This window comes from Leifsonia stereocauli, from assembly GCF_038432415.1.
Lineage (GTDB): Bacteria > Actinomycetota > Actinomycetes > Actinomycetales > Microbacteriaceae > Orlajensenia > Orlajensenia stereocauli.
In genome coordinates, this window is the sequence record NZ_JBCAUN010000001.1 from 1,124,877 (window position 1) to 1,137,576 (window position 12,700).

A 12,700-nucleotide genomic window follows, 5' to 3' on the forward strand; every position below is an offset into this window, starting at 1 on the left:
AGCATGAAGGAGAACTGAACACATGACCGGAACCACCCCCCTCGCCGAGCTCTCAGCAGCCGGCGTCAGCATCTGGCTCGACGACCTCTCGCGCGAGCGCATCACGTCGGGCGGCCTCAAGAAGCTCATCGAGGAGAAGAACGTCGTGGGCGTCACCACGAACCCGACGATCTTCGCCGGAGCCCTCGCCAACGGCCACGCCTACGAGGCGCAGGTCGCCGAGCTCGCCGCTCGCGGCGCATCGGTCGACGAGGCCGTCTTCGAGATCACGACGGATGACGTGGCCAACGCCTCCGACATCTTCCGTGCCGTGTACGACGCCACGGACGGCGTCGACGGCCGCGTCTCGATCGAGGTCGAGCCCGGCTTCGCCCACGACGCCGCGAAGACCATCGAGCAGGCCAAGCAGCTCTGGGCCAAGGTCGACCGCCCCAACGCGATGATCAAGATCCCGGCAACGGTCGAGGGCCTCGAGGCCATCACCGAGGTCATCGGGTCCGGCATCAGCGTCAACGTCACCCTGATCTTCAGCCTCGAGCGTCACCAGGCCGTCATCGCGGCCTACATCGCCGGACTCGAGAAGGCCCAGGCCGCGGGCATCGACCTCTCGACCATCCACTCCGTCGCCTCCTTCTTCGTGTCGCGCGTCGACACCGAGATCGACAAGCGCCTCACCGCCATCGGCACCGACGAGGCCCTCGCACTCAAGAGCAAGGCCGGCGTCGCCAACGCCCAGCTGGCGTACGAGCTCTTCAAGGACGAGTTCGCCACCGACCGCGCCCAGAACCTGCTCCGGGCCGGCGCCAACGTGCAGCGCCCGCTGTGGGCGTCGACCGGTGTCAAGGACCCGTCGCTGCCCGACACCCTCTACGTGACGAACCTCGTCGCACAGGGCGTCGTCAACACGATGCCCGAGAAGACGATGGAGGCCACCTTCGACCACGGAGTCATCGAGGGCGACACCGTCAGCGGCTCGTACGACGCCGCCCGTGACATCCTCGACCAGCTCGAGGGACTCGGCGTCTCCTACGACGAGGTGACCGCCCTGCTCGAGAAGGAGGGCGTCGAGAAGTTCATCGTCTCGTGGGGCGAGCTGCTCGAGACCGTGAAGGCAGCTCTCGAGGCCGCGAAATGAGCTTCCGCATCTCGGTGAGCGGAGCCGCAGCCGAGGCCGTGCGCGCGCACGTCCCGACCCTCGTGAAGGATCTCGTCGCCTCGGGCATCACCGGCTTCGACGCCGCCCTCTGGGGACCGGATGCCGAAGCCGAGTCCGCGAAGCGTCTCGGCTGGACCGAGTCGGTCGCGGTCTCCCGCCCGCTCGTCGAGGAGATCAACGCCCTGCGCGATGAGCTCCACGCCGCCGGTGTGCGCCACATCGCCCTCGCCGGAATGGGCGGATCGTCGCTCGCCCCAGAGGTCATCACCAACACGGCCCGCGTCGACCTCACCGTGCTCGACTCCACCGAGCCCGGCCAGGTGCTGAGCGCCCTCGGCGACCGCCTCGCCGAGACCGCCCTCGTCGTGTCGTCGAAGTCGGGATCGACCACCGAGACCGACAGCCAGCGCCGTGCCTTCGAGCAGGCGTTCACGGCCGCGGGCATCGACCCGCTCACCCGCATCATCGTGGTGACCGACCCCGGGTCGCCCCTCGACAAGAACGCCCGCGAGACCGGCTACCGCGTCTTCAACGCCGACCCCAACGTGGGCGGCCGCTACTCGGCGCTCACGGCCTTCGGCCTGGTGCCGAGCGGCCTCTCGGGCGTCGACATCGGCGAGCTCCTCGACGAGGCCGAGACCATCTCGCTCAGCCTCGCGATCGACGACGAGTCGAACCCCGGTCTCATCCTCGGGGCCGCCATCGCCGGCACCTCTCCCCTGCGCGACAAGCTGGGCATCATCACCGATGGCACCCACATCGTCGGCTTCGGCGACTGGGCCGAGCAGCTCATCGCCGAATCGACGGGCAAGCTCGGCAAGGGCATCCTGCCCGTCGTGCTCGAGAAGGACGCGCCCGAGCTGAAGGATGAACTCGCCGACCTGCAGCTGGTGCGCCTAACCGACGACGCCGGAGACGACGTGTTCGTCGACGGCGCCGACGAGATCCGCGTGAGCGGCACCCTCGGCGCGCAGTTCCTGGTCTGGGAGTACGCCACGGCCGTCGCCGGTCGTCTCCTCGGCATCAACCCCTTCGACCAGCCCGACGTGGAGTCCGCGAAGATCGCCACCCGCGCCCTGCTCGACGCCCGTCCGGCTCCCGAGCCCGCAGCGTTCGTGACCGGCGGCATCGAGGTGCGCGGCACGCCCGACGTCATCGGCGCATCGAACGATCTGGTGTCGGCCATCGAGGTCCTCCTCGAGGAGGTCGGCGACGACGGCTACATCGCCATCCAGGCCTACGTCGACCGTCTCGCCCTCCCGCAGCTCACCGAGCTGCGCGCGATCCTCGCCGAGCGCTCCGGCCGCCCGGTGACCTTCGGTTGGGGACCGCGCTTCCTGCACTCGACCGGTCAGTTCCACAAGGGCGGTCCGGCCGTCGGCGTCTTCCTGCAGATCACGCAGAACCCCGTCGAGGACCTCGAGATCCCGGGCATCCCGTTCACGTTCGGCGAGCTCATCCAGGCGCAGGCCATCGGTGACGCCAGCGTGCTGGCCGACCACGACCGGCCCGTGCTGCGCCTGAACCTGACGAACGCCGCCGCGGACACCGCAGCGCTGTTCGACGCGATCCGCTAGTCGCGAAGGAGCAGTATGAACCCCGCTGACGTGTCAGCCGAGCACAACCCCCTGCGCTCGCCCAACGACTACCGCCTGAACCGCATCGCCGGTCCGAGCGCGCTCATCATCTTCGGCGTGACGGGCGACCTGTCGCGCAAGAAGCTGATGCCGGCCGTCTACGACCTGGCCAACCGCGGCCTGCTTCCTCCCGGATTCGGTCTCGTCGGGTTCGCCCGGCGCGACTGGGAGGACCAGGACTTCATGGAGATCGTGCATGAGTCTGTGAAGAAGTACGCGCGCACGGAGTTCCGCGAGGAGGTCTGGACGCAGCTCGCCCAGGGCATCCGTTTCGTGCCGGGCACCTTCGACGACGACGCGGCATTCGAGACCCTGAAGGAGACCCTCGCCGAGCTCGACACCGAGCGGGGAACGATGGGCAACCACGCGTTCTACCTCTCGATCCCGCCGAATGCCTTCCCCAAGGTGACTGAGCAGCTTCGTCGCTCCGGGCTGGCCAAGCCGGCGGACGGCGAGTGGCGACGGGTCGTCATCGAGAAGCCGTTCGGTCATGACCTGACATCCGCCCGCGAACTCAACGAGATGGTGGCGTCGGTGTTCCCGGCTGATGCCGTGTTCCGCATCGACCACTACCTCGGCAAGGAGACAGTGCAGAACATCCTCGCGCTGCGCTTCGCCAACCAACTCTACGAGCCCATCTGGAACGCCAACTTCGTCGACCACGTGCAGATCACGATGGCCGAGGACATCGGTGTCGGCGGCCGGGCCGGCTACTACGACGGCATCGGCGCTGCCCGCGACGTCATCCAGAACCACCTCCTCCAGCTGCTGGCCCTGACCGCCATGGAGGAGCCCATCTCCTTCGAGGCATCCGCTCTCCGCACGGAGAAGGAGAAGGTGCTCTCGGCCGTGCGTCTGCCCGCCGACCTCTCGAAGTCGACCGCGCGCGGTCAGTACTCCGGCGGGTGGCAGGGTGGCGAGAAGGTGCTCGGCTTCCTCGAGGAGGACGGGATGAACCCCGAGTCCACCACCGAGACCTACGCCGCCCTCAAACTCGAGATCGGCACACGCCGCTGGGCCGGGGTCCCGTTCTACCTTCGGGCGGGCAAGCGCCTCGGCCGTCGCGTCACCGAGATCGCCGTGGTGTTCAAGCGGGCTCCGCAACAGCTCTTCGCCGACAGCCAGACCTCGCAGCTCGGCCAGAACGCCCTCGTCATCAGGGTGCAGCCCGATGAGGGCGTGACGATCCGCTTCGGCTCGAAGGTTCCCGGCGCCGGCATGCAGGTTCGCGACGTCACCATGGACTTCGGCTACGGCCACGCCTTCACCGAGGCGAGCCCCGAGGCCTACGAGCGCCTGATCCTCGATGTGCTCCTCGGCGACCCGCCCCTCTTCCCGCGTCAGGAGGAGGTCGAGCTGTCCTGGAAGATCCTCGACCCGATCGAGGAGTTCTGGGAGACCCAGGGCCAGCCTCAGCAGTACAACCCGGGCACCTGGGGACCAGACGAAGCCGATGAACTACTGGCCCGCGACGGCCGCACCTGGAGGCGTCCATGATCGTCGACCTGCCCGACACCACCACGAGCGGCATCTCGAAGGCGCTCGTGAAGATCCGTGAAGAGGGCGGCGCCGTCGCCCTCGGGCGCGTGCTCACCCTGGTGATCGCCTCTGACGAGTCGATCACCGAGGAGGCCATCGAGGCCGCCAACGACGCATCGCGCGAGCACCCCATGCGGGTCATCGTCATCTCGACGGATCCGGATGTCGCTCCCGGCGCTACTCCCGGCCTCGATGCCGAGATCCGCGTCGGCGGCGACGCCGGCGCCAGCGAGGTCGTGATCCTGCGCCCGACCGGCGACACGGCGAAGGACGAGCAGAGCCTCATCATGGGACTGCTCCTGCCCGATGCCCCCGTCGTCGTCTGGTGGCCGGGGCGCGCGCCCGAGGTTCCAGGCAAGTCTCCGCTCGGCCTGATCGCGCTCCGCAGGATCACGGATGCGACCCGTCGCCACGCCGATCCGCAGCTCGCCCTCGAGGCCTGCGCGAAGAACTACACGCCGGGTGACACCGACTTCGCGTGGACGCGCGTGACACTGTGGCGTGCCCAGCTCGCCGCCGTGCTCGACCAGCCGCCGTACGAGAACGTCACCGGCGTTCAGGTCTCCGGCTCGGCCGACTCCCCGTCGACGACGCTGCTGGCCGCCTGGCTGCACCTCGCGCTGCAGGTGCAGACCGACTACGAGCTCACGGGTGCCGAGAGCTCGCAGGGCATCCACGGGGTGCGCCTGTTCCGTGGCGACGACTCGATCGACCTCGTGCGCACGCACGGGGGCGTCGCGACGCTCACCCAGCCCGGCCAGCCGACGCACGACGTGGCGCTCGCGCGCCGCAACCTGCGCGACTGCCTCGCGGACGAGCTGCGCAGGCTCGACCCCGATGAACTGTATGGTGAGGTCATCACGGGTGGACTGGCCACCCTGGGCGCCCCGAGCGCGATCACGGAGGGCCCCCTCGCATGACCAACGAACGCCGCGTCCTGGTGCACGCCGACACGGAGTCGCTCGCGGCATCCGTCGCCGCGCGCTTCATCACGAAGACCGTCGACATCCTCGATGACCAGGCCACGGCGAACGTGGTCCTCACGGGCGGTCGCGTCGGCACGGCCGTCCTCGCCGCCATCAACGCCAGCCCGGCGCGTGACACCATCGACTGGTCGCGGGTGAGCTTCTGGTGGGGCGACGAGCGCTGGCTCCCGGCCGGCGACGCCGAGCGCAACGACCAGCAGGCTCGCGACGCCCTGCTCGACCACATCAGCGTTCCCGCCGAGAACGTGCACCCCTACCCGACGTCGGATTCCGGTATCAGCCTCGACGACGCCGCACTGCAGTATGCGGCGGAGCTCGAGGCCAACGGAGACGGGGAGGGTGCTCCCCGGTTCGACATCACCTTCCTCGGTGTCGGACCCGACGGCCACATCGCGTCGCTGTTCCCGCACCGCTCGGGCATCAGCATCGAGGACCGCTCGGTCATCCCCGTGCGCAACTCCCCCAAGCCGCCTGCCGAGCGTCTGAGCCTCACCCGCCCGACCCTCAACTCCTCGGAGCGGGTCTGGATGGTGCTCTCCGGCGCCGACAAGGCGTCGGCCCTGGGCCTGGCCCTCGCCGGTGCCGCTCGCGACGAGGTGCCCGTCGCCGGCATCAAGGGTCGCAAGCGCACGGTGTTCTTCGTCGACGCGGATGCAGCATCCGAGGTTCCCGAGAACCTCATCGCGCCCAGCTACTGAGCCGCCGCGCACCATGCGCATACGAAGAAGGGCCGCATCCGATCGGATGCGGCCCTTCTTCGTGTGCCTGTGCTGGAGCTACTCGGCGGCAGCCGTGCCGCGACGCACGCGCAACTGCTGCAGCGCCTCGTCGAGCAGCTGCTCGGCCTCCTCCTCGGTGCGACGTTCCTTCACGTACGCGAGATGGGTCTTGTAGGGCTCCATCTTGGCGACGAGAGGAGGGTTCTCCTTGTCGCGGCCGGCGGGAAGGCCGGAGGACGGGGAGTCGATCGTCTCGGGGATCTCCTCCGCCGGGAGATTCGCGGCGAAGTGCCGCACAGTCTCGTTTCCGAGGGCGTCCCAGTACGACACGGCCACGCGCTCGGCGTGGAAGCCGCGGTCCTGTTCGCCCATGGGGCCCGCGCCGACGCGAGAGCCGCGGATCGCGCTACCACCTGATGCCATTGTGTGTCCTTAGATCCGTGAAGAGAGTGGTGACGCTCAGGCGCCGGTTTCGAACTTCGTGATGAGGCCGAGAACGACGATCGCCGAGATCCAGACCAAGCCGAGGATGACGGTGATGCGGTTCAGGTTGCGCTCTGCCACCCCGGATGCTCCGAGGTTGGAGGTCACGCCGCCACCGAACATGTCGGAGAGACCGCCACCGCGACCCTTGTGCAGCAGGATGAGCAGGGTGAGCAGGAGGCTCGTCAGGCCCAGGATGACCTGGAGTACGACCTGGAGGATGTCCACGGAAAACCTTTCGAAGATCGGCGCGACGAAGCGCCGGAAGAACTCAGGCCAGTATAACGGCACGCGGCGGGCGGCCCGGGAACCCGGACCGCCCGCCGCGTTCGATCGTTACAGGCCGACGTGCTGCTTGAACCGCGAGATGCTGGCGAACTCGTCGAGGTCGAGGCTCGCGCCTCCGACGAGGGCACCGTCGACGTTCGGCTCGCGCATGAAGCCGGCGATGTTCGCCGCCTTCACCGAGCCTCCGTAGAGGATGCGGGTCTTCGCTGCGACGTCGTCTCCGAGGAGCTCGACGAGCACGGCTCGCAGTGCCGCTGCCACCTGTTCGGCCTGGTCGGGCGTCGCCGCCTGGCCGGAGCCGATGGCCCAGACCGGCTCGTACGCCACGACGATGTCAGCCGCGCTGGTGACGCCGGCGAGGGCTGCACGCAGCTGGGCGACGGGCACGGCGCTGGGGCCGTGGATCTCGAGGTCCTCCGCGGTCTCGCCGACGCAGATGATCGGGACCAGGCTGTGGCGGAGAGCCGCCTGCACCTTGGCCGCGACGACCTCATCGGTCTCGTTGTGCAGGGTGCGTCGTTCGGAGTGACCGATGATGACGTAGCTGCACTCGAGCTTCGCGAGGAAGGCGCCGGAGATCTCACCGGTGTACGCACCGGAGTCGTGGGCGGACAGATCCTGGGCGCCGAAGGCGATCGGGAGCTTGTCACTGGCCACGAGGGTCTGCACGCTGCGCAGGTCGGTGAACGGCGGGAAGACCGCCACCTCGACGCCGGCGAAGTCGTGCTTGGCGTCGTCGAGGCTCCACGCGAGCTTCTGCACGAACGCGATCGCCTGCAGGTGATCGAGGTTGAGCTTCCAGTTGCCCGCGATCAGCGGGGTGCGGTTCAGTGCCATCCGAGTACCTCCAAGCCGGGGAGGTGCTTGCCCTCGAGGAACTCGAGGCTGGCGCCGCCTCCCGTGGAAACGTGTCCGAAGTCGTCATCCGCGAACCCGAGGGAGCGGATGGCGGCGGCGGAGTCGCCACCGCCGACGACGCTGAGGCCGTCGACCTGGGTGAGTGCCTCGGCGACGGTGCGTGTTCCGGCCGCGAAGGGCTCGAGCTCGAACACGCCCATGGGGCCGTTCCAGAACACCGTCTTCGAGTCCCTGATGACCTCGGCGAAACGAGCCGCCGTGTCCGGACCGATGTCGAGGCCGAGGCCGGATGCACCGAACGGTGTCTCCTCGATGGCATCGGCAGCGGTCACGACGTGCTCGGCGTCTGCACCGAACTTCGAGGCGACCACGACATCCGTCGGCAGGACGATCTGCACCCCGAGGCGCTCGGCCTCGGTGAGATAGCCCTTGACCGTGTCGATCTGGTCGGCCTCGAGCAGGCTCGCGCCCACCTGGTGGCCCTGGGCTGCGAGGAAGGTGAAGAGCATGCCGCCGCCGATGAGCAGCGAGTCGACACGGGGAAGCAGGTGCCCGATGACGCCGAGCTTGTCTGAGACCTTGGAGCCGCCGAGAACGACCGCGTACGGCTTCTCGGGCGTGCGGGTGAGCTTCTCGAGAACCGTCAGTTCGGCCTCGATCAGCGTTCCGGCAGCGCTCGGCAGCAGTTCGGCGAGCTCGTAGACGCTCGCCTGCTTGCGGTGCACGACGCCGAATCCGTCTGAGACGAAGACGGAGCCGAACGCGGCGAGCTTCTGGGCGAAGACGACGCGGTCGGCGGAGTCCTTCGCCGTCTCGCCGGCGTTGAAGCGGAGGTTCTCGAGGACGGCGATCTGACCGTCCTCGAGGGCGTCGACGACTGATGCCGCCGACTCCCCCACAGTGTCGGTGGCGAAGGCGACCGGCCGGCCGAGCAGCTCCGAGAGCCGCTCGGCGACCGGGGCCAGGCTGTAGCGCGCGTCGGGGGCACCGTCGGGACGACCGAGGTGGGAGATGACGACGACCTTCGCGCCCTGCTCGAGCAGGGCGGTCAGGGTCGGCACCGACGCCCGCACGCGGCCGTCATCCGTGATCGTTCCGTCCTTCAAGGGGACGTTCAGATCGCAGCGGACGATGACACGCGTGCCGGCGAGCGGCCCGAGTTCCGAGATGGTGCGAAGCGACACGCCAGCCCTTACAGCTTCTCGGCGACGTACTCGGCGAGGTCGACGAGACGGTTGGAGTAGCCCCACTCGTTGTCGTACCAGGAGGCGACCTTGACCTGGTCGCCGATCACCTTGGTGAGCCCGGCGTCGAAGATCGAGGAGTGCGGGTCGCCGGCGATGTCGCTGGAGACGATCTCGTCCTCGGTGTACTTGAGGATGCCCTTGAGGGGGCCCTCGGCCGCAGCCTTGTACGCCGCATTGACCTCTTCGACCGTGACGGGACGCGAGGCCGTGACCGTGAGGTCGGTGATCGAACCGGTCGGAACCGGAACGCGCAGCGCGTAGCCGTCGAGCTTGCCGACGAGCTCGGGCAGGACGAGGCCGAGGGCCTTGGCTGCACCGGTCGACGTGGGGATGATGTTGAGCGCGGCGGCGCGGGCACGGCGGAGGTCGCTGTGCGGGCCGTCCTGCAGGTTCTGGTCGGCGGTGTAGGCGTGGACCGTGGTCATGAGACCGCGCTCGATGCCGAACTCGTCGTTGAACACCTTGGCGAGCGGCGCGAGGCAGTTCGTCGTGCAGGATGCGTTCGAGATGATGTCGTGGACCGAGGCGTCGTAGGTGCCCTCGTTCACGCCGAGCACGATCGTCGCGACGTCGGAGCCCGTGGCGGGAGCCGACACGAGGACCTTCTTGGCGCCGGCGGTGATGTGCTTGCGCGCATCCTCCGACTTGGTGAAGCGGCCGGTCGACTCGATGACGATGTCGACGCCCAGCTCGCCCCACGGGAGGTTGGCGGGGTCGCGCTCCTCGAAGACGCGGATGGACTTGCCGTTAACGATGATGTTCTCGTCGTCGTACTCGACCGTGGCGTCGAGGCGACCCGTGATCGAGTCGTACTTGAGCAGGTGTGCGAGCGTCTTGTTGTCGGTGAGGTCGTTCACCGCCACGAGCTCGAGGTTGCTTCCCTTGGCAAGGGCGGCGCGGAAGTAGTTACGGCCGATGCGGCCGAATCCGTTGATTCCGATCTTTACGGACACGAATGACTCCTGTTGCAGATGGCGCGAGATGCGCGTATTTGATGGTGAACAGAACCGGACTACGGTGTCCCGGGTCGCCAGGACGACCCATCCGCTATGACAGTAGCAGCAGGCCCGAGGTCTTCTCTCGCGCGGTCACGAAGCGCTGCTCGACGTTCGCCCAGTCGGCGATGTTCCAGAACGCCTTGACGTAGTCGGCGCGCACGTTCTTGTAGTCGAGGTAGTAGGCGTGCTCCCAGACGTCGAGCATGAGCAGCGGAATCGTGCCGGCGGGGAAGTTGGCCTGCTGGTCGAAGAACTGCACGATGATGAGGCGCTGGCCGATGGAGTCCCAGGCGAGAACCGACCATCCGGAGCCCTGGACGCCGAGCGCCGTGGCGGTGAAATGGGCCTGGAACTTGTCGAAGGAGCCGAAGTTGTCGTCGATCGCTGCAGCGAGCTCGCCCGTGGGCTTGTCGCCGCCGTCCGGCGAGAGGTTGGTCCAGAAGATCGAGTGGTTCACGTGACCGCCGAGGTTGAACGCGAGGTCCTTCTCGAGCTTGTTCACGTTCGCGAGGTTGCCGCTGTCACGGGCCTCGGCGAGCTGCTGCAGGGCGGTGTTCGCGCCGGTCACGTAGGCCTGGTGGTGCTTCGAGTGGTGCAGCTCCATGATGGTGCCGCTGATGCTCGGCTCGAGGGCCGAGTAGTCGTAGGCGAGTTCCGGCAGCGTGTAGTCAGCCATGTGCGTTGTTCATCCTCCTAGTGGAGCCACGCGCGTCGCGCGTGGCGATCGAGGTGCCCGTGAGGGCGACTTTTCCAGTCTAGTGACGGCAACCATCGTGGCCCGCGAATGCTTCCCGGGGTTGACACATGCCGACGTCTGCGCGCCGACGTCGACCGTCTGACGTTCCGTCGTCCTGAGGTCAGTCGTCGAGGTCGGCGGGCAGGTTGGCCTCGGTGTCGGGAATCCCGAGATCGACGGCCTTCTTATCCGCCATGGCCAGGAGCCGGCGGATGCGGCCGGCCACGGCGTCCTTCGTCATCGGCGGTTCGGCGTGGTGGCCGAGCTCGTCGAGGCTCGCGTCGCGGAACCGCAGGCGCAGGTCTCCGGCGTACTGGAGGTGGTCGGGCACGTCGTCACCGAGGATCTCGAGCGCACGCTCGACGCGCGAGCATGCTGCGACGGCCGCCTGGGCCGAGCGGCGCAGGTTGGCATCGTCGAAGTTCACCAGGCGGTTGGCCGTCGCGCGCACCTCCCGGCGCTGGCGCAGCTCCTCCCAGTTGCGCACGGTGTCGGTGGCCCCCATGGCGACGAGCATCGAGCTGATCGCCTCGCCGTCGCGGATGACGACGCGGTGCACGCCGCGCACCTCACGGGCCTTGGCCGGGATGCCGAGCCGGCCAGCGGCGCCGACGAGGGCCATGGCCGCCTCGTTGCCCGGGCAGGTGACCTCGAGGGCCGCTGAGCGACCGGGATCGGTCAGGCTGCCGCTGGCGAGGAACGCGCCGCGCCACACGGCCGAGATCTCCTCGCGGGATCCGGTGGTCAGGCGGTTCGGGAGGCCGCGGATGGGCCGACGACGGGCATCGAGCAGACCGGTCTGCCTGGCGAGGGTCTCACCGCCGTCGAGCACGCGCACGAGGTAGTGGCTGGTGCGGCGGAGGCCGGTGGCCGCGACCACGGAGACGTCGCTGCGTACCCCGTAGAGCTCGGCGAGATCCTTGCGCACCCGGCGTGCGATGAGCGCGGAGTCGAGCTCGGACTCGACGGCGATGCGGCTCGAGATGAGGTGCAGGCCGCCGGAGAAGCGCAGGATCGTCGCGAGCTCTGCGGCACGCACCGTGGTGCGGTTGATCTCGGTGCGTGCGAGTTCCTCTTTGACGTCGGCTGTGAGAGCCAATCGATGTTCCATTCTGTTGCGTTCTGTCGTCGTACGTCGGGTTCGAGGCGAAGCTATTCGCGACCGAGGTCGCGGTTCCTCACGCTCACGCCGATCCCGGGGATCTGCTCCAGCTCGTGGGCGAGCTCTCTGGCGAGGGCGACCGAGCGGTGCTTGCCGCCCGTGCACCCGATGGCGATGGTCGCGTGGCGCTTGTTCTCGCGGCGGTAGCCGGCGAGTACGGGCTCCAGTGCTGCGGCGTATCGTTCGATGAATTCACGAGCACCGGGCTGGCCGAGCACGAATTCCTTGACCGGAGTATCGAGGCCGGTCTGCGCCCTCAGTTCCGGCACCCAGAAGGGGTTCGGTAGGAAGCGCGCATCGGCGACGTGGTCGGCATCCGCCGGCACCCCGTACTTGAAACCGAAACTCACGATGGTGACCCGCACCTCGGCGGCGCCCTCCTCGGCGAAGAGGTCGGTCACCGTCATGGCGAGCTGGTGGATGTTCAGCTCGGAGGTGTCGATGATGATGTCGCTGGCCTCGCGGATGGAGCCGAGGCGCGTGCGCTCCTCCGCGATGCCGTCGAGCAGCGTGCCGTCGGCCTGCAGGGGGTGTGGCCGGCGGACGGACTCGAATCGCCGCACGAGGGCGGCATCCGTCGCATCGAGGAAGACCACCCGGAGCTCGGTTCCCCCACGCAGCACGCTGATCATCTCGCTGATCTCGTCGAAGAAGTCCCGGCCGCGGATGTCGACGACCGCGGCGATCTTCGGGAGGCCGGATGACGCCCGCTCGACCAGCTCGACCAGAGGTCGCAGCATCTGCGGAGGCAGGTTGTCGACCACGTACCAGCCGAGATCCTCCAGCGCGTCGGCTGCGGTGGATCGGCCAGCGCCGGACATCCCCGTGATGATGAGGACTTCCTTCTGCTCGACGTCCGTCATGGCTTCGAATGCGCCTTCGTTCTAGGGG

13 protein-coding genes are annotated in these 12,700 nt (G+C 68.3%); 5 read left to right on the forward strand and 8 right to left on the reverse strand.

Annotation, left to right across the window (positions count from 1 at the left end; genetic code table 11):
• The first annotated feature begins 22 nt into the window (after positions 1 to 22).
• From tal to pgl, 5 genes are read left to right on the forward strand one after another with little or no spacing between them, the layout of a single operon-like run.
• Entirely contained in the window at positions 23 to 1,135 is a 1,113-nt protein-coding gene (tal, locus tag AADV74_RS05505; protein WP_342112484.1) for a transaldolase, read from the forward strand.
• A complete protein-coding gene (locus tag AADV74_RS05510) occupies positions 1,132 to 2,733 on the forward strand; it encodes a glucose-6-phosphate isomerase (RefSeq protein WP_342112485.1) in 1,602 nt (533 codons plus the stop codon). Before tal ends, AADV74_RS05510 begins: the two co-directional genes overlap by 4 nt.
• A gap of 15 nt (positions 2,734 to 2,748) precedes the next feature.
• Entirely contained in the window at positions 2,749 to 4,290 is a 1,542-nt protein-coding gene (gene zwf, locus AADV74_RS05515) for a glucose-6-phosphate dehydrogenase (RefSeq protein WP_342112486.1), read from the forward strand.
• Positions 4,287 to 5,252, forward strand: a complete 966-nt coding sequence (locus AADV74_RS05520) for a glucose-6-phosphate dehydrogenase assembly protein OpcA (RefSeq protein WP_342112487.1) — start codon at positions 4,287 to 4,289, stop codon at positions 5,250 to 5,252. Before zwf ends, AADV74_RS05520 begins: the two co-directional genes overlap by 4 nt.
• A complete protein-coding gene (gene pgl, locus AADV74_RS05525; RefSeq protein WP_342112488.1) occupies positions 5,249 to 6,016 on the forward strand; it encodes a 6-phosphogluconolactonase in 768 nt (255 codons plus the stop codon). The genes AADV74_RS05520 and pgl overlap by 4 nt, the downstream gene beginning before the upstream one ends.
• 78 nt (positions 6,017 to 6,094) lie before the next feature.
• Here the strand turns inward: pgl and AADV74_RS05530 are convergent, their stop codons facing one another.
• The 8 genes from AADV74_RS05530 to rapZ form a co-directional block, all read right to left on the reverse strand.
• Positions 6,095 to 6,460: an RNA polymerase-binding protein RbpA gene (locus tag AADV74_RS05530; protein WP_055818294.1), complete on the reverse strand. Its 366-nt coding sequence runs from the start codon at positions 6,458 to 6,460 to the stop codon at positions 6,095 to 6,097.
• A 36-nt stretch (positions 6,461 to 6,496) separates the two neighbouring features.
• A complete protein-coding gene (gene secG / locus AADV74_RS05535; protein WP_056163160.1) occupies positions 6,497 to 6,748 on the reverse strand; it encodes a preprotein translocase subunit SecG in 252 nt (83 codons plus the stop codon).
• A gap of 108 nt (positions 6,749 to 6,856) precedes the next feature.
• Positions 6,857 to 7,645 carry a triose-phosphate isomerase gene (tpiA, locus tag AADV74_RS05540; protein ID WP_342112489.1) on the reverse strand — a complete coding sequence of 263 codons (789 nt, stop codon included), beginning with the start codon at positions 7,643 to 7,645 and terminating at the stop codon, positions 6,857 to 6,859.
• Positions 7,636 to 8,850: a phosphoglycerate kinase gene (locus tag AADV74_RS05545; RefSeq protein ID WP_342112490.1), complete on the reverse strand. Its 1,215-nt coding sequence runs from the start codon at positions 8,848 to 8,850 to the stop codon at positions 7,636 to 7,638. The genes tpiA and AADV74_RS05545 overlap by 10 nt, the downstream gene beginning before the upstream one ends.
• A gap of 8 nt (positions 8,851 to 8,858) precedes the next feature.
• Entirely contained in the window at positions 8,859 to 9,866 is a 1,008-nt protein-coding gene (gap, locus tag AADV74_RS05550; protein WP_342112491.1) for a type I glyceraldehyde-3-phosphate dehydrogenase, read from the reverse strand.
• Between the two features lie 94 nt (positions 9,867 to 9,960).
• Positions 9,961 to 10,587 carry a superoxide dismutase gene (locus tag AADV74_RS05555; RefSeq protein ID WP_056163175.1) on the reverse strand — a complete coding sequence of 209 codons (627 nt, stop codon included), beginning with the start codon at positions 10,585 to 10,587 and terminating at the stop codon, positions 9,961 to 9,963.
• Between the two features lie 181 nt (positions 10,588 to 10,768).
• Positions 10,769 to 11,746 (reverse strand): DNA-binding protein WhiA, encoded by a 978-nt coding sequence (gene whiA, locus AADV74_RS05560; protein ID WP_342112492.1) that lies wholly within the window; start codon positions 11,744 to 11,746, stop codon positions 10,769 to 10,771.
• Between the two features lie 53 nt (positions 11,747 to 11,799).
• On the reverse strand, positions 11,800 to 12,672 hold the full coding sequence (gene rapZ / locus AADV74_RS05565; protein ID WP_342112493.1) for an RNase adapter RapZ: 873 nt from the start codon (positions 12,670 to 12,672) through the stop codon (positions 11,800 to 11,802).
• Positions 12,673 to 12,700 lie beyond the last annotated feature (28 nt).